Raw genomic sequence first — 22,449 nt, forward strand, 5'->3', positions numbered from 1 at the left:
CGGCGAGTTCACGAGTTTGAGCAACAAGGCGGTGGTCGCTCTCCCGACGGGTGTTGTGTGGTTTATATAGCGCAAGCAGCGATCTTACGAAACTGGTAAAAATAACAGTTGTAAAAGGGGACCACAGATCCCGCGTTGCGCGGGCGTCGAAAATAATTGCCCTGATGGGGCGAAGTGCATGCCGCCGCACGCCTACCGTATAGCGTAATTCAAGCAGCGATAACGTATAGTCCAGATTGCCCGGGATGAACCCGCGACGCCAAACTGCGAAAGTTGGCCCCTCACGTCATCCCGTGCTACTTGATGTAATCGCGCGCTTCTGACATGACTCAACCACCTCCGGTTTGAGGAGGCCCGATGATCATACGAGCTCCAGTTGAACGCAACTGACAGACATATCAGTTCCGTGGTCTACCCTTAAGCCTTCACCGGTGGGTCCTGGCTCGGTGGGTCGCCCACTGTCGGCGGCACGGTCGGCTTGATCGGCAGCTCGTCCGGGTCTTCTTCCGGTACGGGTGGCGGCAAGCTCGGGTCGTCGATGTTGGGATCGGGTGTCTCCGGTGGAATGGGAATGTTCATGGCCTGACCTCGCGTGGGTGGGTGAAGAGGTGCTGTAGGCTCTGACCGCTGGCAGCTGCCGTTCGCTCAATTATTTTGAACCCCCCGCCTGTGCCCGGCTCTGAACCCTTACCGCCACCAGCCTGAGGGAGCAAGGTCGATGTCACGAAACGAGCCCTTTGAAAGCGTGCCCATGGCGAACGATCACCCGGACCAGGCCATTAGCCTGGCCCAGGCGCTGTTGGCGCCACGCATCGTGATCGAAGACACCCAACCCGTGCTCGACGCCGGCAGCTTCGCCGCCAAGGCCGTCAGCGGCCAGCCTGTGGCAGTCAGCACCAAGGCCTATAGCGACGGCCACGACCGCCTGGCGGTGATGCTCAACTGGCGCCAGGCGCACAGCAGGCGCTGGCATTGCGTGCCGATGCAGGCGGCGGGCAACGACCTGTGGCAGGCCGAATTCACCCCCACCGAGCTGGGCCCGCACTTGTTCAGTATCGAGGCCTGGATCGACCCGTTTGCCACCTATTGCCACGACCTGGAGAAGAAGTACCACGCCGGCGTCGAGGTGAAACTGGAGCTGGAAGAAGGCCGTTTGATGCTGGGCAAAGGCATCGAGCTGTGCAGCGGCGCCCTGCGCGAAGAGCTCGAGGCCGTGGAACACCGCCTGGCCACCCTCAGTACCGATGACCAGGTAGCCGTCTTTCTCGACCCGACCACCGCCCGCCTGATGGGCGAAGCCGAACACCGCAGCTACCTGACCCGCAGCCCTGAGTTTCCCCTTGATGTCGACCGCCCGGCCGCCCTGTTCGCCAGCTGGTACGAGCTGTTCCCGCGCTCGATGACCGACGACCCGCAGCGCCACGGCACCTTCAACGACGTGCACGAACGGCTGCCGATGATCCGCGACATGGGCTTCGACGTCCTGTACTTCCCGCCCATCCACCCCATCGGCATGCAGCATCGCAAGGGCCGCAACAACGCCCTCAAGGCCGAGCCGGGCGACCCGGGCAGCCCTTATGCCATCGGCAGCCCGGAAGGCGGCCACGAGGCGATCCACCCGCAACTGGGCAGCCGCGATGACTTCCGCCGTCTGGTGGCGGCGGCGGCGGAACACGGCCTGGAAATCGCCCTCGATTTCGCCATCCAGTGCTCCCAGGACCACCCTTGGCTCAAGGAGCACCCGGGCTGGTTCAGCTGGCGCCCGGACGGCACCATCCGCTACGCCGAAAACCCGCCGAAAAAGTACCAGGACATCGTCAACGTCGATTTCTATGCGCCAGAGGCCGTGCCTTCGCTGTGGCTCGCCCTGCGCGATGTGGTGGTCGGCTGGGTCGAGGAGGGCGTAAAGACTTTCCGCGTCGACAACCCGCACACCAAGCCGCTGCCGTTCTGGCAATGGCTCATCGCCAATGTGCGCAGCCAGCACCCCGACGTCATCTTCCTTGCCGAAGCCTTTACCAAACCGGCGATGATGGCGCGCTTGGGCAAGGTCGGCTACGCACAGAGCTATACCTATTTCACCTGGCGCAACCACAAACAGGAGCTGCGCGAATATTTCGAGCAGCTCAACCAGCCGCCGTGGAGCCAGTGCTACCGGCCCAACTTCTTCGTCAATACACCGGATATCAACCCGTTTTTCCTGCACACCTCAGGCCGCGCAGGTTTCCTTATCCGTGCCGCGCTGGCGACCATGGGCTCAGGCTTATGGGGCATGTATTCGGGCTTCGAGCTGTGCGAGGGCACGCCGTTGCCGGGCAAGGAGGAGTACCTGGATTCGGAGAAGTACGAAATCCGCCCACGCGATTTCACCCAGCCCGGCAACATCATCGCCGAGATCGCCCAGCTCAACCGTATTCGCCGGCAGAACCGCGCCTTGCAAACCCACCTGGGCGTTGCCTTCTTCAATTGCTGGAACGACAACATTCTGTACTTCGCCAAGCGTACGCCCGAGCGTGACAACTACATTCTGGTGGCCGTCAGCCTCGACCCGCACAACGCCCAGGAGGCGCACTTCGAGTTGCCGCTGTGGGAGTTGGGGCTGGACGACAACGCCGAAACCCAGGGTGAAGACCTGATGAACGGCCACCGCTGGTCGTGGTACGGCAAGACCCAATGGATGCGCATAGAGCCCTGGCACCTGCCGTTCGGCATCTGGCGCATCGAGAAAGCCCGTTAACAAGGCTCAGACTTTGCCCCTGTAGGAGCGGGTTTACCCGCGAACACCGGCGAAGCCGGTGCCATGCACCTCGGCACCGCGGTGTCATCTTCGCGGGTAAACCCGCTCCTACGGGGGATCGAGCAAGCTCGGATGTCTGTGCATGCAATTGAAAGGAGTCGCACATGGCCAAGCGTTCCCGCCCGGCAGCCTTCATCGACGACCCGCTTTGGTACAAGGACGCTGTCATCTATCAGCTGCACATCAAGTCATTCTTCGACTCGAACAACGATGGCATCGGTGATTTCGCCGGCCTGATCAGCAAGCTCGACTATATCGCCGAGCTGGGCGTCAACACCCTGTGGCTGCTGCCGTTCTATCCCTCGCCACGCCGTGACGACGGCTACGACATCGCCGAATACAAGGCCGTGCACCCCGACTACGGCAGCATGGCCGACGCCCGCCGTTTCATCGCCGAGGCCCACAAGCGCGGCCTGCGGGTGATCACCGAGCTGGTCATCAACCACACCAGCGACCAGCACCCGTGGTTCCAGCGCGCCCGCCACGCCAAGCGCGGCAGCAAGGCGCGTGAGTTCTACGTGTGGTCGGACGATGACCAGAAGTATGACGGTACGCGCATCATCTTCCTCGACACCGAAAAGTCCAACTGGACCTGGGACCCGGTCGCCGGCCAGTACTTCTGGCACCGGTTCTATTCCCACCAGCCGGACCTCAATTTCGACAACCCGCAGGTGCTCAAGGCGGTGATCGGCGTCATGCGCTTCTGGCTCGACCTGGGTGTAGATGGCCTGCGGTTGGACGCGATCCCTTACCTGATCGAGCGCGACGGCACCAACAACGAAAACCTCGCCGAAACCCACGACGTGCTCAAGGCGATCCGCGCCGAGATCGACGCCAACTACCCCGATCGCATGCTGCTGGCCGAAGCCAACCAGTGGCCGGAAGACACGCGCCCGTACTTCGGCGAAGGCGACGGCGACGAGTGCCATATGGCTTTCCACTTTCCGTTGATGCCGCGCATGTACATGGCCCTGGCCATGGAAGACCGCTTCCCGATCACCGATATCCTGCGCCAGACCCCGGAAATCCCGGCCAACTGCCAGTGGGCGATCTTTTTGCGCAACCATGATGAACTGACCCTGGAAATGGTCACCGACCGCGAGCGCGACTACCTGTGGAACTACTACGCCGAAGACCGCCGCGCGCGCATCAACCTGGGCATTCGTCGGCGCCTGGCGCCCCTGCTGCAGCGCGACCGTCGGCGCATAGAGCTGCTGACCAGCCTGCTGTTGTCGATGCCCGGCACGCCAACCCTGTATTACGGCGACGAACTGGGTATGGGCGACAATATCTATCTGGGTGACCGCGATGGCGTTCGCACACCCATGCAGTGGTCGCCAGACCGCAACGGCGGTTTTTCCCGCGCCGACCCGCAGCGCCTGGTGCTGCCGCCGATCATGGACCCGCTCTACGGTTACCAGACCGTCAACGTCGAGGCGCAAAGCCACGACCCGCATTCGCTGCTGAACTGGACCCGGCGCATGCTGGCGGTGCGCAAGCAGCAGAAGGCCTTTGGCCGCGGCAGCCTGCGTACCCTCACGCCCAGCAACCGGCGCATCCTTGCCTATATCCGCGAGTACACCGACGCCGACGGCAATACCGAGGTCATCCTCTGCGTGGCCAACGTGTCCCGCGCCGCCCAGGCTGCCGAACTCGAATTGTCACAATACGCCGACAAAGTACCGGTGGAGATGCTGGGCGGCAGCGCGTTCCCGCCAATCGGCCAACTGCCGTTTCTGCTGACCTTGCCACCTTATGCCTTCTACTGGTTCCTGCTGGCCAGCCGCGATCGCATGCCCAGCTGGCACATCCAGGCCACCGAGGGGTTACCCGAATTGACCACATTGGTACTGCGCAAGCGCATGGAAGAACTGCTGCAAGCCCCCGCAAGCGATACGCTGCAAAGCACCATCCTGCCGCAGTACCTGCCCAAGCGCCGCTGGTTCGCCGGCAAGGAAGGGCCGATCGACGCCGTGCGCCTGTGTTACGGCGTACGTTTCGGCACCGCCGCCACGCCGGTGTTGCTCAGCGAAATCGAAGTACTCAGCGACGGCACGGCTACCCGCTACCAGCTGCCTTTCGGCCTGCTGCGTGAGGAACAGATCCACACCGCGCTGCCGCAGCAGCTGGCGTTGTCGCGGGTGCGCCGTACCCACCAGGTTGGCTTGATCACAGACGCCTTCGTCCTTGAGCCGTTCATTCACGCTGTGATGCAAGCCTGTCAGGATGGCCTGCGTCTGCCGTGTGGCGACAGTGAGGGTGAATTGCGCTTTGAATGCACAGAGCAGCTGGCCGGCCTGGCGCTCGACGACGAGAGCGAAGTGCGCTACCTCAGTGCCGAGCAGTCCAACAGTTCGGTGGTCATCGGCGACCGCGTGGTGCTCAAGTTGATCCGCCGGGTCAACCCGGGCATCCATCCAGAGCTGGAAATGAGTGCCTACCTGACCGCCGCCGGCTTTGCTAACATTTCGCCGCTGCTGGCCTGGGTCAGCCGGGTGGACGAGCAACACGCGCCGCACCTGCTGATGATTGCCCAGGGTTACTTGAGCAACCAGGGCGATGCCTGGGGTTGGACCCAGAACACGCTGGAACGGGCCATCCGCGACCAGATGGAGCCAACCCGCAACGACGCCGAAGCGCACACTGACGCGTTGGCCGAACTCAGCGGCTTTGCGGCCTTGCTTGGCCAGCGTCTGGGCGAGATGCACCTGCTGCTGGCCGCCCCCACCGAAGACCCGGCCTTCCAGCCGCGCCCCAGCGATGCGCAGGACAGCGAGCGCTGGCGTGCACAGATCAGCACCGAACTGACCCACGCCCTCGACCTGCTGGCGCAGCATCGCGACACGCTGGACAGCGACAGCCAGTCCTTGGTCGACGACCTGCAGCAACAGCGTGACGGCCTGGCCCAGCACATCGACACCCTGAGCAAGCAGGCTCAGGGTGGCCTGCTGATGCGTGTGCACGGCGACCTGCACCTGGGCCAGGTGCTCGTGGTGCAGGGTGATGCCTACCTCATCGATTTTGAAGGTGAACCCGCCCGGCCCCTTGAAGAGCGCCGGGCAAAACACAGCCCCTACAAGGATGTCAGCGGCGTGCTGCGTTCCTTCGACTATGCTGCTGCGATGATCTTGCGCAGCGCGTCTGCGGTGGACCTTTCCGAGCCGGCGCGGCAAGCCCGGCAGCGGGTTGCCCGGCAGTACCTGCACCAGTCCCGGCATGCCTTTGTCGAAGCCTATGGGCTGGCCACCGCCGCCATGCCTCACGCCTGGCAGCACGCCGAGGGTGAGCGCGCTGCGCTGGAATTGTTCTGCCTGGAAAAAGCCGCCTACGAGATCACATACGAAGCCGAAAACCGTCCGAGCTGGCTGGCCGTGCCTTTGCATGGTCTGCATGGACTGATCAGTACCTGGGGAGAGTCAGAATGAACGTTACAACGCGTGAAAACGGTGGCCTTCGGCAACGGGACCTCGACGCCCTGGCCCGCGCCGAACACGCCGATCCTTTTGCGGTACTCGGCCCCCACGGCGACGGCGCAGGCGGGCAGGTGGTCCGCGCCTTTCTGCCCAATGCCCTGAAAGTGCGCGTTCAGGCCCGGGATGACGGGCGGGTCCTTGCCGAAATGGAGCAGGGCAGCCTGCCTGGGTTGTTCAGTGCGCACCTCGATGAGGCACAGCCCTACCAGTTTCATATCGTCTGGGCCGGTGGCGAACAGGTTACCGAAGACCCCTACAGCTTTGGCCCGCAACTGGGTGACATGGACCTTCACTTGTTCGCGGAAGGCAATCACCGCGATTTGTCCGGGCGCTTCGGTGCCCAGCCGACTCAGGTCGATGGCATCGACGGTGTGTGTTTCTCGGTCTGGGCGCCGAATGCCCGGCGGGTGTCGGTGGTGGGTGATTTCAACAACTGGGATGGCCGCCGCCACCCCATGCGCCTGCGGCATGGCGCGGGGGTGTGGGAGCTGTTCATTCCGCGCCTGGGCGTGGGCGAAACCTACAAGTTCGAAGTGCTTGGCAAGGACGGCATACTGCCGCTGAAGGCCGATCCGCTGGCCCGTGCCACCGAGCTGCCGCCGAGCACGGCGTCCAAGGTAGCCGGTGAACTCAGCCACGCCTGGCAGGATCATGACTGGATGGCGCAACGCGCCCAGCGCCATGCCTACAACGCGCCGTTGTCGATCTACGAGCTGCACCCAGGGTCATGGCGCTGCGAGCTGGACGAAGCGGGCGAAGTCGGGCGTTTCTACAACTGGCGCGAACTGGCCGAACGGCTGGTGCCCTATGTGCAGGAACTGGGCTTTACCCACATCGAACTGCTGCCGATCATGGAACACCCGTTCGGCGGCTCCTGGGGCTATCAACCACTGTCGATGTTCGCGCCCACCTCGCGCTATGGCAGTGCCGAGGATTTCGCCGCGTTCATTGACGCCTGCCACCAGGGAGGCATTGGTGTGCTGCTGGACTGGGTGCCGGCGCATTTTCCCACCGACGAACATGGCCTGGCGCGCTTCGATGGCACTGCGCTGTACGAATACGATAACCCCCTGGAGGGCTACCACCAGGACTGGAACACGCTGATCTACAACCTCGGGCGCAATGAAGTGCGCGGCTTCATGATGGCTTCGGCGCTGCACTGGTTGAAGCATTTCCACATCGACGGCCTGCGCGTCGATGCGGTGGCCTCGATGCTGTACCGCGACTACTCGCGCAAGGCTGGCGAATGGGTACCCAACCGTCACGGCGGGCGCGAGAACCTGGAAGCCATCGACTTCATCCGCCACCTTAACGGCGTCGCTGCCCACGAGGCCCCGGGTGCGCTGATCATCGCCGAAGAGTCCACCGCCTGGCCTGGGGTCAGCCAGCCTACCCAACAGGGCGGCCTGGGTTTTGCCTACAAGTGGAACATGGGCTGGATGCACGACACCCTGCACTACATCCAGAACGATCCGGTGCACCGCACCTACCACCACAACGAGATGAGTTTCGGGCTGATCTATGCCTATTCCGAGCACTTCATCCTGCCCATTTCCCATGATGAGGTGGTGCACGGCAAGCATTCGCTGATCGACAAGATGCCCGGCGACCGCTGGCAGAAGTTCGCCAACCTGCGTGCCTATCTCACCTTCATGTGGGCACACCCGGGCAAGAAGCTGCTGTTCATGGGTTGCGAGTTCGGCCAGTGGCGTGAGTGGAACCACGACAGCGAACTGGACTGGTACCTGCTGCAGTATCCCGAGCACCAGGGCGTGCAGCGCCTGGTGGGTGACCTCAACCGCCTGTACCGCGAAGTGCCGGCGCTGCACGAGCAGGATTGCCAGCCGCAGGGCTTCCAGTGGCTGATCGGTGACGACGCGCAAAACAGCGTGTACGCCTGGCTGCGCTGGAGCAGCAGCGGCGAGCCGGTGCTGGTGGTGGCCAACTTCACCCCGGTACCCCGTGAGGGTTACCGCATTGGCGTGCCGTTCGGCGAGCGTTGGCAGGAGCTGCTGAACAGCGATGCCGAGCTGTATGCCGGGTCGAACGTGGGTAATCTGGGGGCGGTGGCCAGTGAGGCAGTGGCCAGCCACGGGCAGCCATTATCGCTGGCCCTGAACCTGCCGCCGCTGGGGGTGTTGATCATGAAGCCCGCCTGATCGGTTGGCTGTACGGGCCCTTTCGCGGGTAAACCCGCTCCTACGCAGGCCGCACCCGGCGGTGATCGTTGTAGGAGCGGGTTTACCCGCGAAGAGGCCGGCCCTGCCTACCACCGCATCCGCACCCCAAGGCTGCCAATCAACCCGTTCAGGTCATTGTCATCCACATCGCTGCTGTAATCGGCGCTGACGAACATGGCCACCGAAGGCGTCACCCGCGCCACCAACCCCAACCCTAACTCCACGGTAGTCGAGTAGCGCGAGCTGGAAATTTTGTCGACCTGGTCCAGCTTCACCTCATCGGCATTGCTGAAGTCATACCACACGTTGGTCCGCACATAGGGTTCGATGGGCATGCCGCGCACTTCGTAGCGCCCGGACAACTTGGCACCGACCCGGCCGCTCCAGCTCGGCTGGCTGTCGAAGGCTTGCAAGGTCTCCTCCTGCACCTGGTTGCCAGGGAAGAACTGCTGGTTGATCAACTGTGCCTGGGGTTCGATGACCCAGTTGCCACCCAGGCGGATCGGGTAACCGCCCTCTACCGAGAAGGTCATTGCATGGCCACTGTCGTCCAGGCGCTGGCCGTTTTCGCCACGGCCCATCACGTCGATCCGCGAGCCCATGGCCACGGCATCCAGGTGCCAACCCTGTTCATGGGTCATGCTCCAGTACACCCCCAGGCTTTCTCCGCTCAAGTTCACCGCTTTGCGCTGCTTGTCGCCCAGCAGAGGGCGCATGCCTTTGAAGCTGCTTTGCAGGTTGTTGTGCCCCACGAAAATCCCTGCGCGGTGCACATCGCCCGCTGCAGTTTCACGCACGAACAGGTCCGGGCCGATCATCAGTTGCTGGCTGGGCGCCTCCAGCTGTGCCGGGGGCAGCGCGCGGCCGCGCGCACGGGTGGGGAAGAACTGCGCCCATTGACTGGCAATCAGGTCGGGTGGCGCCTGCCGGTGGCGTTCGCTCATTTGCTGCGAAAACGCATTGAGGGTGCCGAGGCTCAACCCACTGGCACTGAGCCGGTCGAGCGACAGTTGCGCCGCCACGGGTTGCTGCAGAAAGCCGGGGGAGGTGGGGTCACCCTGCAGTTCGTACGCGATCGTTTCCACCGGGGTTGCCAGAAGCAGCGACGTGGAAACCGCGTAGAAAATGCTGTCGAAGCGCAAGGGGTTCGAGGTGCTTTTCATGGCGGATCTCCTTTGTTTTGGTGGTGCAGCCCGAGAAAACTGGCCTGTTGTCACGAGCTGTACGGCAAAAACAGTGGGCGACCCAAACCAGTACGCCAGTTATCGCAAGCGCGCACGAAGGCGCGAGCTAGAGGCCCGGCGCAAGTTTTTTACAGCTTGGTATCGTTCAGCTAAGGAGAGGTCACCGCTTGCGTCAAGAAAGCGTGAAGGAAGTGTTCAAGGTATGTCGTAACGCTCAACCTGTTGTTTTATTGGTAAAAACAGCAGGGTATAGCGGGGATCGCTATTTGCCGTGCCGTGGCTATGAAGAATGATTGCTAAAGGCGCACTTCCACTGCCAGTGGCAGATGATCTGACAGGTGCGACCAAGGTTTGTGCCCCAGAATCCGCGGCCCATGGCTTTCGGCATTACGCAGGTAAATGCGGTCCAGTCGCAGCAGTGGCAGGCGGGCAGGATAGGTGCGGGCGAGGTGGCCGTGGTGGCGTTCGAAGGCTTCGTGCAAGTCGCGTTGCAGGCCAAGGGTGCGGTTGCCGTGGCTTTTCCAGTCGTTGAAGTCGCCGGCGATGATCACCGGGGCGTTGGCCGGCAGGGCGTCCAGCAGTTTACGCAGCAACTGCAGCTGCTTTTGCCGGTGGCTTTCCAGCAACGACAGGTGCACGCAGACCGCATGCACCTGGCCTTGCCCCGGCACCTCCAGCACACAGTGCAACAGGCCGCGGCGTTCGGGGCCGGTGATCGACACGTCCAGGTTGCGGTGCTCGATGATCGGGTATTTGGACAGCAGCGCATTGCCGTGGTGGCCGTCAGGGTAGACCGCGTTGCGGCCGTAGGCAAAGTCGCTCCACATGCTGTCGGCGAGGAATTCGTACTGCGAGGTCTGCGGCCAGCCGGGGTAGCGCGCGGCGTGGCGGTCGTGGCTGCCGAGCACTTCCTGAAGGAAGACAATGTCGGCCTGTGTGCTGCGCACGGCCTCGCGCAGCTCCGGCAAGATAAAGCGCCGGTTGAAGGCGGTGAAGCCCTTGTGGGTGTTCACCGTCAGTACCCGCAGGCGTTTCACGGCTGGGGCCTGGCTGACGCTGGCGAAACCATTACTGCCGGCTTCGAGGCTCACAAATCCTCCTGAAGTTAACCCTGCCTTACTGTCGCCGCTAAAACCTGTGGCAGCGGGCAAACCCGCGCTCACAGGTATGGCGTAGCGATCAAAACGTAAGACCTGCCTGGGTTATCACGGTTCACTCCTCGTCGCGCTGCAACACCATCAGCAGCATCGACCGGCCCTTCACCTCGAAGGTACTGTCGAACTGCAGGTGCTGCCCCTTGCGCAACTCCGGCCGGTCGGTATCGACCAGGCAGCTCCAGTAATCGCCTTCGGGCACGGCCGGCAGCTTGAATGGCACCACGTCATGGTGGGCATTGACGATCAGCAGCACGGTGGCCTCGGCACCTGGCCGGGCGATACCGCTGACCTGTGCCCGGCCATCTATCAGCATGCCCAGGCAACGCCCGTGTGGGTCTTCCCATTGCTCAACACTCATCTCGTTGCCATCGGGTGCCAGCCAGGTCACGTCCTTGACCCCAATTGCCTCATTGTAGTCACCCACCAGAAAGCGTGAGCGGCGCAGCACCGGGTAGGCCAGGCGCAGACGCGTCAGGCGCTTGACGAAGGCCAGCAGCTCCTGGCCTTCCTCGTCCAGGTCCCAGTTCACCCAGCCGATCTCGCTGTCCTGGCAGTAAGCGTTGTTGTTGCCGTGCTGGGTGCGGCTGAACTCGTCGCCGGCAACGATCATTGGCGTGCCCTGGGCCAGCAGCAGGGTGGCGAAGTAGTTGCGCATCTGGCGCATGCGCAGGGCATTGATCGCCGGGTCGTCGGTCGGCCCTTCGACGCCGCAGTTCCACGACAGGTTGTTGTCGGTGCCGTCCTGGTTGTTTTCGTCGTTGTCTTCGTTGTGCTTGTGGTTGTAGGACACCAGGTCGCGCAGGGTGAAGCCGTCGTGGGCGGTGATGAAGTTGACCGAGGAATAGGGCCGGCGCCCGCGGTTGTTGAACATGTCGCCCGAGGCGGTCAAGCGGGCGGCAAAATCGGCCAACTGGCCTTCGTCGCCTTTCCAGAAGGCGCGTGCGGTATCGCGGAAGCGGTCGTTCCATTCCGCCCAGCCCGGGGCGAAGTTGCCCACCTGGTAGCCGCCGGGGCCGCAATCCCATGGTTCGGCAATCAGCTTGACCTGGCTCAGCATCGGGTCCTGGCGGCAGGCGACCAGGAAGCCATGACGCTCGCTGTAGCCATCGTGGTAACGGCCAAGGATGGTCGCCAGGTCGAAGCGAAAGCCATCCACGTGCATTTCGCCGGCCCAGTAGCGAAGCGAGTCGGTGACCAACTGCAGCACGCAGGGGTGGCTCAGGTCCAGGGTGTTGCCGGTGCCGGAGTCGTTGATGTAGTAGCGCTTGTCGTCCGGCATCAGGCGGTAGTACGAGGCGTTGTCGATGCCGCGCATCGACAGGGTCGGGCCGCGCTCGTTGCCTTCGGCGGTGTGGTTGTAGACCACGTCCAGGATCACTTCGAGCCCGGCGTCGTGCAGGTGCGCGACCATCTCCTTGAACTCGGCGATCTTGCCGCTGGCCAGGTAGCGCGGGTGCGGGGCGAAAAAGGCGATGCTGTTGTAGCCCCAGTAGTTGTTCAGGCCCTTGTCCAGCAGGTGCTGGTCGTTGACGAAGGCGTGAATCGGCAGCAGCTCGATGCTCGACACGCCAAGGTCCTTGATGTGTTTGAGCAACTCGTCGTTGGCCAGGCCGGCGAAGGTGCCGCGCAGTTCTTCAGGCACAGCCGGGTGGCGCATGCTGATGCCGCGGGCATGCGCTTCATAAATGATCGTGCGCTCCCATGGGATCTGCACGCGCTGGTCGCGGCCCCAGGTGAACGCCGGGTCGATGACCTTGCATTTGGGCACGAAAGGCGCGCTGTCGCGCTCGTCGAACGACAGGTCACCGTCGGGGTGGCCGATGGTGTAGCCGAACAGTGCCTCGGACCATTTCAGGCTGCCGACCAGTTGCTTGGCATACGGGTCGATCAGCAGTTTGTTGGGGTTGAAGCGGTGGCCGTTTTCCGGCTCGTAGGGGCCGTACACCCGGTAGCCATAGACCAGGCCGGGGTGAGCGTCGGGGAGGTAGCCATGGTAGATCTCATCGGTGTATTCGGGCAGCTCTATGCGCTCGATTTCCTGCTCGCCGGTGGAGTCGAACAGGCACAGCTCGACCTTGGTGGCGTTGGCCGAGAAGAGGGCGAAGTTGACCCCAAGGCCATCCCAGGTGGCGCCGAGGGGGAAGGGCATGCCTTCGCGGATGCGCGATGGTGCGACCGAGCGGGTTTTCTTTGGGGTGCGGGGGCTCATGACGATCCTCGAGTGGCCGTGATGGAAGGGGAATTGTGCTGTCCTGCATTGGCCTCTTCGCGGGTAAACCCGCTCCTACATGCGCCTGTGATGAACCTGTAGGAGCGGGTTTACCCGCGAAGAGGCCCGGACAGGCTTAACCGGCAGTAGGCTTTTTCACCGCCCGGGGCTTTTTCGCTGCAGCGGGTTTAACCCCCGGCAGGGCAGCCGCCTTGGGTTCTGCAGGCGCCTTCGGTTTGGCCGCTGCTTTCTTGCGCGGGGCTGCCTTGGGCGCCAGTGCTTCGGCCTCGGCCAGCTTGCGGGCCATTTCCCAGTGGCGTTCTTCCTCTCCTACGGGCTTACCTTCGGATTCCCAGATCTGGTAGGCAAATTCGCGAATACGCTTTTCATCGACACTCATCATGACGCTCCTGATGCTCAAGATTGTTGTATCAACACGTTGACCGGAAACTCCGCCAGCACGGCGCTCAACAGCAACTCCTTTGAAGAGCTGACCGCCGCACAGGCGAAAAGTCCCGTCGAGTTGGCAGGTGACAAGGCAAACGGCAATACCAGCCGGGTGTCGTCCCAGTTCTGTGCCGGGATCAACGGTGTAGCGGCACCTCCGAGCAGGCCGCTGGCCAGGCGCGGGGCGACGACGATGGCGTGCTCGCCTTCCCACAGGCGAGCAAAGGCAATGACCTTGTCAGCGTGCCGGCCCTGTACGGTCAGTGGCAGGTAGGCACCGCGGCGGAACAGCTCGGCGTGGGCCTGGCGGCAGTCCAGCACCCGCGCGATCAAGGCCTGTTTGACGCGGCCGTCGCGCCAGTGCGCCAGCAGCTCGGCTGCCGGCGTGGCGTCGTCCAGCGTGCGACGCCTCGACGCGTAGTCCACGGCACGGCGGTTGTCCGGGTCGACCAGGCTGAAGTCCCAGTATTCGTTGCCCTGGTAGAGGTCGGGCACACCGGGTGTGGTCATGCGCAACAGGGCCTGGACCAAGCCATTGAGTGCGCCGGGGCAGGCCAGCAGCTGCGCCGCGTCGGCCAGCGACTTGCGCAGTTGCTGGTTCTCGCTGTCCAGCAGCAGGCCGTCGAGGTAATGAGCACAGGCGCCTTCGTAGGCCTCGTTCGGTGCGCTCCAGCTACTGCGCAGCTTGCCCTCGCGCAGGGCCTTCTGCTGCCACTGGCGAACACGCTCGGCGTATTGGCGCAGGGCATTGTCGTCGTTCAGGTCGAGGTCCAAGGGCCAACTGCCGAGCAGGGTCTGTAGCAGCATCAACTCGTCGCCGGGGCTGGGTGCCAGCCCGTCGTCCAACTGCGCGCGCAGGGGGGCGGCCAGCTCACGCCAGTGCTCCACCCGGCTGGCCAGCCACGTGCCGCGCTCGCTGAGTACGGCCAGGCGTGCACGCGTGTCTTCGCCGCGCTTGTGGTCGTGGGTGGCGGTGGTCAGCAGGTTGTCGGGGAAATCGCGCAGGCGCCGCTGGGCCTCGTTGTGGAAATGCATGGGGGGGGCGCTGAAGCGCTCGGCGTCGAAACCCACGTCGTTGCGCGACAGCAGCCGCGCGCTGCGATAAAAGGCGGTGTCTTCCACGGCTTTGGCGGCGCTGGGGGCAGTGAGCTGCTGGAAGCGCACGCAGGCGTGGCGCAGTTGCTTGCGGGCGCGCCCGGGTGGCAGGTGCCGCCAGGCTTGCCCGCCCAGCCACCGTTCAAGTTGGTCCAGTAGCGGCCAGTCGGCTTCGGCAAGGTCTTGCCGGGCGTTGGTCAGGGCCTGCTGGAAGAACGTTTCGTCCTGCGCCGGGCGCCCGCAGGCATTGAAGTAGGTTCGGTAAACCGGGTAATGCGCCACCAACGCCTGCAAGGCCCGGCGAATCGCGCCCAGGGTCAGGTCACGGGTCATCAGGTCGTTGCGCGCCACCTGCAACAGTGCCTGGGCCACCGACTCGCAGTCACCGGCCAGGCTGGCGTTGAGCACCAGGTGACGGGCCTGGCGCACTTCTTCGGTGAACGCCGGGCGCTCGCTGACGTTGCTCCACAGTTCGCTCAGCGGCGCTTCGCCGGCCGGATCATGTTGCAGCAGCGACACCTGGTTCATGAACTCGTAGCCGGTGGTGCCGTCGGTAAGCCAGTCGCGGTGCAGGTGCTCGTCGGCACCCAGGATCTTTTCCACGTACAGGGGGAAGTGCTCCAGCCCTGCATTCAGCGGCCGCCGCGTCAGCAGGCCATCAACCCGCCGGCGCAGTTTGCGGCAGTAGCCACGCGGGTCGGCAAGGCCGTCGATATGGTCGATGCGCAGGCCGTCCACCAGGCCACGTTCGATCAGTTCGAACAGCTTGGCATGGGTGGCTTCGAACACCACGGCGCGCTCCACGCGCAGGCCGCCCAGCTCGTTGATGTCGAAGAAGCGCCGCCAGTTGATGTCGTCGGCGGCGGTGCGCCAGCTGGCCAGGCGGTAGGTCTGGCGCTCCAGCAGCAGGTGCAGGCGCTTGAAACCGGCCTCGCTGCGGCTGTCGAAGGCCACCAGGGCCGATTCGAGGTCGGCACCTTCGCGCACCAGGCGTGCCAGTTCGGCTTGGAGCGGCAGGCTATCGGCCAGCGGGGTGGCCGAGTCGCCCAAAGCAGTGAAGCGTTCGGCCAGAGCCTTTAGCGCAGGCTCTGGGCTGAGCGCGAGAATCCAGCCGTAATCGACCGGGCAGATCGGGAAACGATGCGCGTAATGGGCCACCTGCAGCAGCCCCTGCTGTTTGTCGAACTGCAGCGGTATCTCACCCTTCTTGAGCGCCACGCCGTAGTCGCTGCCGAGGAACGGCAACAGCAGTTGCCCGGCCAGCAGTGGGTCGCTGGAGTGCCACTGGATGTCGAAGAACGCTGCATACGGGCTGCGCCGTCCCCAGGCCAGCAGGCTTTGCCACCAAGGGTTGTCGGCACCGCCCACGGCCATGTGGTTGGACACCGTGTCGAGGATCAGCCCCATGCCATGCTGGCGCAGGGCGGCAACCAGGCGCTCCAGCGCAGCCTCGCCGCCCAGCTCCGGGTTGACGCAGGTAGGATCGACCACGTCGTAGCCATGGCGCGAGCCAGCGCGGGCCTTGAGGATGGGCGAGGCATACAGGTGGCTGATGCCCAGCTGGGCGAAATACGGCACCAGCGGTACAGCGTGATCGAGGGTGAAGTCGCTGTGGAATTGCAGGCGCAGGGTCGCGGTCAGTGGCTTCATCGGTCACGCTCCCACGCCTGTTCGCGGGCCTGGGCCAGCAGCTCCAGGCGCCGTGCGGCGTCCTCATCGTCGAGCAGTTCGCGTACTGGAAGGGCAAAGCGCCGCCGCCAGTTGGGATGGCCATTGGTGGTGCCCGGCAGGTTGGGTTGCTCGTCGCAGCCCAGCAGGTCTTCCAGCGGTACCAGCACCAGCGGCGCACGGGTATGGCCAACGAAGCGGATGGCCGCATCGATCAGCGCGTCGTTGTCCTTCAGTTCGCCGTAGTTGGCCTCCAGGATGCGGCGCAGGCCGTCGCGTTCTTTCTGACGCTCGTGTCGCCAGTGCAATTCGGCAGCAGCATCAATCAGTTGCAAGCGGTGTCTCCAGTCGATGTCGCGGTTTGCCAGCCAGCCGGCCAGTGGCGCCAGGTCGTGGGTGCCGGTTGTGGCCAGGGCGTTGTCTGGCCAGTCGAGAATCGGCTTGAACTGGCCCGGCTGGGTCTGCTCGAACGGCAGCACGCGCATGCCCAGCACCGCCTTCTCGGCCAGCTTTTCACGCAGGCTGTCGGGCACGGTGCCCAGGTCTTCGCCGAGGATGATCGCCTGGTGACGCACCGACTCCAGCGCCAACAGGCGCAACAGGTCGTCTAGCGGGTAATTGAGGTAGGCGCCTTCGCTGGGTTTGGCCCCCTGCGGGATCAGCCATAGCCGGCGCAGGCCCATCACATGGTCGATGCGCAGGCCGCCAGCGTGGGCGAGGTTGGCCCGCAGCATCTCGATGAAGGCGCGATAGCCATTACGCTTGAGGCCCTCGGGCGAGAAGGCGCAAATGCCCCAGTCTTGCCCGACGTGGTTGAGGATGTCGGGCGGCGCACCCACGCTCAGGCCGGCCAGCAGTTCGTCCTGGCGGCTCCAGGCCTGGCTGCCGGCACCGTCGGCGCCCACCGCCAGGTCGGCGATCAGGCCCACGGCCATGCCATTGCTGCGGGCCGCTTCGTGAGCACGTTGCAGGCCACGTTCGGTCAGCCACTGGCAGAACGCGTGGAACTCGACCTTGGCCGGGTAGGCATTGGCTAAAGCCTCCACTTCCGGGTGGTAGGGGTCATGCCAGGCTTTGGGCCAGTTGCGCCAGTCGGCACCGAGGCCGTGCTCCACCGCCTGGGCCTGCAGCACCTCGAAGCGGCAGTGGTGCTCCAGCGTCTGGCCGCCGGCTTCGCGGAAGCTGTCAAAATCAGTGCGTAGTGGGTGGTCGCCTTGGCTGAAGCCTTGATAAAGCGCTTCAAGCAAACGCAGCCGGGCGCTGGCGGCGCGTGGCCAGTCGACCAGAGGGCGCTGCTCCAGCTCTTCGAGTTGTTGCTCCAGCCCGCAGGCTTCGATGGCCATGCGCACCTCCCGTTCACCCAGCAGGGCTGCGGGGCTGGTGTACAGGGTGTTGAGCAGCAGGCGACTGGAAGGTGAGTAGGGGCTGTAGTGTTCCTGGTCGATGGCCGACAGGGCGTGAATCGGGCTGATAGCCAAGGCATCGGCGCCGCGCTCGGCGGCCGAGCGGGCCAACTGCTCCAGCGCCAGGCAGTCGCCGAAGCCACCATCGCCGGGGCGGCGCAGGCTGTACAGCTGCACTGCCAGGCCCCAGTAGCGTGGTGGCGGCTGTTGCACCTTGTCTTCCAGGCTGTGGCAGCGTGTTGGCGCCACCGCCACGGTGAAGCGGCGGCTGTCGATCTCCACCTGGTGATAGCCGATGGGCAGCTCGCCGGGCAGGCGCGCCTGGTCATCGAGGCTGAGGGTGACCGAGGTGTGATCTTCCAGGGTGCAGTGGGCCACGCTGGCGGCACTGAAGTAGCGCACCAGCGCTAGCGGCTGGCCTAGGTCGGCGGTCAGCAAAGGCGGCAGGTGTTCGCTGTCTTCGGCGGTTTCCACCGCACGCAGGCTGGCGGCAACGGCTGCGTCATCGCCGGCCGGGTGGCCAAGGCCTTCGAGGACGTTGCGCAGCACGTCGTCGCTGACACGCTGGGGCCTGGCATTGGCGTCAATCCAGTCGCGGTTCAGCCCGACGCTGGTTGCCAGACGGTGCAGGGCGGTTTCGCTCATGGGCGCTCCTGGGCAGGGGGAAGCAGGCTGACCACGCAGCTGTAGGCAGCCAGGTGGGTATCCGGGTGGCGGGTGTCGCTGCTGTCGAACAGCCGTGTGGTTGGCGCGGGCAGTTCGACGGCCTGCGGGGTGTCGGCCAGGTTCAGGTCGATGCGCAATGTGTTGCCATTGCCCAGCCGCCAGCGCGCGGTCAGCGCTTTGTCTGCGTGCACCTCGGCGCCCAGCGCACGGCTGCCGGGCAAGTGCGGGATGACGTGGCGGCGGCGCAGGTCGAGCAGTTGCTGGTAAAGGCCGTGCCAGCCGGCGATCACCGCCTTGTTTTGCGGGCGTGAGGACGCGAACGTCTGTTCGGCATTGGGGTCGGGAATGTGCTCACGCTGCGTGGGGTCGGCGAACGCGGTGAAGTGGGCGAACTCGCCACGACGGCCTTCGCGGACGGCGTCGGCCAACGCGTCATGGAAGTCGGTAAAAAACAGGAACGGCTGGCAGCTGCCGGCTTCGTCGCCCATGAACAGCAGCGGAATCATGGGGGCCAGCAGCAACAGGCCGGTGGCTGCACGCAAAGCTGGCGCGGGGCATAGGCGGGTCAGGCGCTCACCCAGCGCGCGGTTGCCGACCTGGTCGTGGTTCTGCAGGAACAGCACGAAGGCACTGGGCGGCAAATGCCCGCTGGGTTCGCCGCGTGATTTGCCATGCCGGTTGGCCTGGCCCTGGAACACGAAACCTTCGCCAAGGCACCGGGCCAGTTGGTCGATGGGGCGATGCTGGTAGTCGGCGTAGTAACCTTCGGTTTCACCAGTCAGCAGCACGTGCAGGGCATTGTGGCCGTCGTCGTTCCACTGGGCATCGTAACCCTGTTCCAGCAGGCCTGCCTGGTTGTGCTCGTTCTCCAGCACCAGCCACACGTGCCGACTCGGTTCTACGGCGGCGCGTACCCGTTGGGCCAGTTCGATCAGGAAATCGGGCTGGTCGATGGCATGCACGGCATCCAGGCGCAGGCCGTCGCAGCGGTAGTCGCACAGCCACATCAGGGCATTCTGGATAAAGTACTCGCGTACCTGCGGGCGGCGAAAATCGATGGCCGCGCCCCACGGTGTCTGCCGGTCTTCACGGAAGAACGGGCTGGCGTACTGGTGCAGGTAATTGCCGTCAGGTCCGAAGTGGTTGTACACCACATCGACCAGCACCATCAGCCCGTGGCCGTGGGCCTGATCGATCAGTGCGCACAGCTGCTCGGGGCTGCCGTAGGTGTTCTGTGGGGCGTAAGGCAGTACGCCGTCGTAGCCCCAGTTGCGTTCGCCGGGGAACTGCCCCAGCGGCATCAATTCGATCGCGCTGATGCCCAGTTCGGCCAGGCGCGGCAGTTGCCGGGCAACCCCGGCATACCCCCCGAGCAGGCCGACATGCACCTCCTGGATCACGGCCTCATGCCAAGGCCGGCCCTGCCACGGGTGCTGCCAGGCATAACCGGCCACATCCACTACCTGGCTTGGCCCCTGTACGCCGTCGGGCTGGTAGCGCGAGGCCGGGTCGGCCACCTGCAGCTCGCCGTCGATACGGTAGTGGTAACGGTCACCGGCCTTGCATGGCACTACGCCGCTGTACCAACCCTCATCATCCGGCAGCAGTTCGATGGCCGGCTGCTGCTCCAGTTCCACGCTCACGCTGCGCGCATCCGGCGCCCAGAGGGCGAAGCGCGCCGACGTGGCGTCCAGCAAGTGTGCGCCATGTCTGTGCATCTTCTGACCCCCGCTCAGTAGTGGCTCAGTTGTGTCTGCTTGACCAGGTCCTCGTACAGGCGGGCATAGGGTTCAACCGCCTGGCACCAGTTGAACGGCTGGGTCATCGACAGGCAGCGCATGGCGTTCAGCAGGTCCTTCTTGCCGTAAACATAGAAGGCGCGGCTGAGTGCGTCGCGGTAGCTCTCGACGGTGGACTCGTTGAACAGGAAGCCCGTCACGCCGCACTCGATGGTGTCGGCCAGGCCACCGGTATTGCGTGCTACCGGCAGCGAGCCGAAGCGTTGCGCGTACATCTGGCTAAGGCCGCACGGCTCATACCGAGACGGCATCAGCAGGAAATCGCTGCCGGCGAACATGCGCCGGGCATCGGTTTCATTGAAGCCGATACGCACACCGATGCGGCCCGGGTGACGCAGCGCCAGCTCGCGCATGGCCTGTTCTTCTTCCGGCTCGCCGCGGCCGATGATCGCGATCTGCCCGCCTTGCTCGACGATGTAGTCGGCCACGCCCAGGGTCAGGTCCAGGCCCTTTTGATAGACCAGGCGGGACACCACGGCGAATAGTGGGCCTTCGGAATCTTCCAGGCCGAACAGCTCGCGCACCTCCTGGGTGTTACGCGCTTTGCCCTCCCAGTCATTGATGCTGAAGTTGTGTTGCAGGTGCTTGTCGGTAGCCGAGTCCCAGCTTTCGTCGATGCCGTTGGGGATGCCACCGAGCAGGCCTTGCTGGGCCTTGCTGGCGAGGAAACCGTCCAGGCCGCAGCCGAATTCCGGGGTGGTGATTTCCCGGGCATAGGTGGCGCTGACTGTGGTGATGTGGCTGGAGTAGGCCAGGCCGGCCTTGAGGAACGACAGCTTGCCGTAGAACTCCATGCCTTCTTGCTGCATGGCATGTTCGGGTATCGCCAGCTCCGGGCTGCAACCGCGGCTGTACACCCCTTGGTACGCCAGGTTGTGGATGGTGAACAGCGTGGGCGTATTCAGGCCACGCCAGTGCATGTAGGCCGGGGCCAGGCCGGCCGGCCAGTCATGCGCGTGCACCACTTCCGGCGTCCAGTGGATCTTGCCTTCGCCGGCAGCGATTTCGGCGGCAGCCAGGCCCAGGCGGGCGAAGCGGATGTGGTTGTCGGGCCAGTCGCGGCCATTGTTGGCACCATAGGGTGTGCCGTCGCGCTGGTACAGTTCGGGGCAGATCAACACATAGATGACCAGGCCGTCGGCCATGTCCATGCGCCCGATCTTGCAGGGCGGCAGGGCCGCGTGACCACCCAGTTCACCCACGATATGTATAGGGTTGTCGCTTTCCATCACCTGGCGGTAGCCGGGGATAAGTACCCGCACATCGTGCAGGTGCGCCAGGGCACGGGGCAGGGCAGCGGACACGTCACCCAGGCCACCGGTTTTCACCAGATCAGCGATTTCCGAGGTCACGAACAGAATCTTGCGCATGTTCGGGTTTTGCTGGCGCTGGGCGCCGGGTGCCTTGCCTGTCGTGGCGAAGTCCGGGGTGAGCGGCTCGCGGTTATCCGGTTTGAAAGCGTCTACGTGAGGCTCGACAGCGGCACTGATCATACTTCTCTCCGTCCCTATGCTTGGTCGGGTGCTGGCACCCGTGGCGATGTTTCGTGCTGGTTCTCTCTAGTTTGAATCTGCTTAGTGCGTTCCATGCCCCAGGGTCGTGCGCGCAGGCACTACGCGATCAGCATTCCGGCCGAAGGCGCTTGGACTGGTTGGGGTGTGTGGGCCGAGGATCGGGAATAGCCCAATGCGTCTGGCCTACTTATGTTCATGACCTGCCGGGTTTCCTGAAAGTTCGACTTTTTTGGGGTCACTCTTCCATTGAGCAAATGGCGGGCCGAAAACTGAGTGTAGGAGAGAAAGTGCTAAAAAGGTGACCCACTGGTCACTATTGTTATGTGCGCAATAGACGCAAACGTTGGCGTTTGTGACGGGTTGCGAAAAGGGGGGGGCGAGTGTGGGGCAGAGGGGTTTCGAGCTGCGCCAAATTGTGGCTCGTTACGCGCAATGCACCTTTTGGGTGCGTAGGCGTAAGCGTGGCTTTAGGCTGCGAAGAGGTGGGTATGGGCGCAGGATTCTGCTTTCAGTGCTGGCCCTTTTTGGGCACAAGGCCGCTTCGGTTGCCCGATAGGGTTCAAAGACGGCGACTGGATTCAGGATCGGGTGGGAGCCATGCAGCCCCCACAGGCGAAAAAGGAATCGATCAGAGGCTGACCGCTTTATCGCCAGCGCGTTGCTGCGCCAACAGCAGGTTCAACTGGGCGACCTGCTGACGCAACTGGTCACGTTCGTCCTTAAGTTTACGCAGCTCATCACGGCGCACGGAGACATAGAGGGTCTGGGGTGGGGTTGCAGGCATCAATGTACCCATGAGCACACCTCGCGGTTTTGGCTGGTGACAAGTCAAAGCGTAGACGCTTCACGCGGTGCGC

Annotated in this window: 13 protein-coding genes; 3 read left to right on the forward strand and 10 right to left on the reverse strand. The window is 64.0% G+C overall.

Annotated features, from left to right (window positions below; genetic code table 11):
- Positions 1 to 417 precede the first annotated feature (417 nt).
- The gene (locus tag KW568_RS10060; RefSeq protein WP_004576087.1) at positions 418 to 579 is read right to left on the reverse strand and encodes a hypothetical protein; all 162 of its coding nucleotides are present in this window, start codon (positions 577 to 579) and stop codon (positions 418 to 420) included.
- A 139-nt stretch (positions 580 to 718) separates the two neighbouring features.
- Here KW568_RS10060 and KW568_RS10065 point away from each other — a divergent pair, with 139 nt between their 5' ends.
- From KW568_RS10065 to glgB, 3 genes are all read left to right on the forward strand, one after another.
- Positions 719 to 2,737 carry an alpha-1,4-glucan--maltose-1-phosphate maltosyltransferase gene (locus tag KW568_RS10065; RefSeq protein WP_004576086.1) on the forward strand — a complete coding sequence of 673 codons (2,019 nt, stop codon included), beginning with the start codon at positions 719 to 721 and terminating at the stop codon, positions 2,735 to 2,737.
- A 164-nt stretch (positions 2,738 to 2,901) separates the two neighbouring features.
- Positions 2,902 to 6,222: a maltose alpha-D-glucosyltransferase gene (treS, locus tag KW568_RS10070; RefSeq protein ID WP_103518097.1), complete on the forward strand. Its 3,321-nt coding sequence runs from the start codon at positions 2,902 to 2,904 to the stop codon at positions 6,220 to 6,222.
- Positions 6,219 to 8,429: a 1,4-alpha-glucan branching protein GlgB gene (gene glgB, locus KW568_RS10075; protein WP_003251302.1), complete on the forward strand. Its 2,211-nt coding sequence runs from the start codon at positions 6,219 to 6,221 to the stop codon at positions 8,427 to 8,429. Before treS ends, glgB begins: the two co-directional genes overlap by 4 nt.
- A 107-nt stretch (positions 8,430 to 8,536) precedes the next feature.
- On the opposite strand, the gene KW568_RS10080 is transcribed toward glgB, so the two are convergent.
- The 9 genes from KW568_RS10080 to KW568_RS10120 all read right to left on the reverse strand — a co-directional run bounded on the left by KW568_RS10080 (position 8,537) and on the right by KW568_RS10120 (position 22,388).
- Complete coding sequence (locus KW568_RS10080; RefSeq protein WP_004576084.1) at positions 8,537 to 9,613, reverse strand: autotransporter outer membrane beta-barrel domain-containing protein; 1,077 nt, start codon at positions 9,611 to 9,613, stop codon at positions 8,537 to 8,539.
- A 317-nt stretch (positions 9,614 to 9,930) separates the two neighbouring features.
- Positions 9,931 to 10,725: an endonuclease/exonuclease/phosphatase family protein gene (locus KW568_RS10085; RefSeq protein WP_003251297.1), complete on the reverse strand. Its 795-nt coding sequence runs from the start codon at positions 10,723 to 10,725 to the stop codon at positions 9,931 to 9,933.
- A 121-nt stretch (positions 10,726 to 10,846) separates the two neighbouring features.
- On the reverse strand, positions 10,847 to 13,000 hold the full coding sequence (gene glgX / locus KW568_RS10090) for a glycogen debranching protein GlgX (protein ID WP_004576083.1): 2,154 nt from the start codon (positions 12,998 to 13,000) through the stop codon (positions 10,847 to 10,849).
- Between the two features lie 136 nt (positions 13,001 to 13,136).
- Positions 13,137 to 13,403 (reverse strand): DUF2934 domain-containing protein, encoded by a 267-nt coding sequence (locus KW568_RS10095; protein WP_012051796.1) that lies wholly within the window; start codon positions 13,401 to 13,403, stop codon positions 13,137 to 13,139.
- Between the two features lie 14 nt (positions 13,404 to 13,417).
- Positions 13,418 to 16,192: a malto-oligosyltrehalose synthase gene (locus KW568_RS10100; RefSeq protein WP_004576082.1), complete on the reverse strand. Its 2,775-nt coding sequence runs from the start codon at positions 16,190 to 16,192 to the stop codon at positions 13,418 to 13,420.
- Entirely contained in the window at positions 16,189 to 18,258 is a 2,070-nt protein-coding gene (malQ, locus tag KW568_RS10105; protein ID WP_004576081.1) for a 4-alpha-glucanotransferase, read from the reverse strand. The genes KW568_RS10100 and malQ overlap by 4 nt, the downstream gene beginning before the upstream one ends.
- Positions 18,255 to 19,997, reverse strand: a complete 1,743-nt coding sequence (gene treZ / locus KW568_RS10110) for a malto-oligosyltrehalose trehalohydrolase (protein ID WP_004576080.1) — start codon at positions 19,995 to 19,997, stop codon at positions 18,255 to 18,257. The genes malQ and treZ overlap by 4 nt, the downstream gene beginning before the upstream one ends.
- Before the next feature lie 14 nt (positions 19,998 to 20,011).
- Positions 20,012 to 21,571 carry a glycogen synthase GlgA gene (gene glgA, locus KW568_RS10115; protein WP_004576079.1) on the reverse strand — a complete coding sequence of 520 codons (1,560 nt, stop codon included), beginning with the start codon at positions 21,569 to 21,571 and terminating at the stop codon, positions 20,012 to 20,014.
- A gap of 649 nt (positions 21,572 to 22,220) precedes the next feature.
- Entirely contained in the window at positions 22,221 to 22,388 is a 168-nt protein-coding gene (locus KW568_RS10120) for a DUF6026 family protein (RefSeq protein ID WP_003251280.1), read from the reverse strand.
- Positions 22,389 to 22,449: the final 61 nt, after the last annotated feature.

The organism is Pseudomonas sp. HD6515 (assembly GCF_024971855.1).
GTDB classification, from domain to species: Bacteria; Pseudomonadota; Gammaproteobacteria; order Pseudomonadales; family Pseudomonadaceae; genus Aquipseudomonas; species Aquipseudomonas alloputida.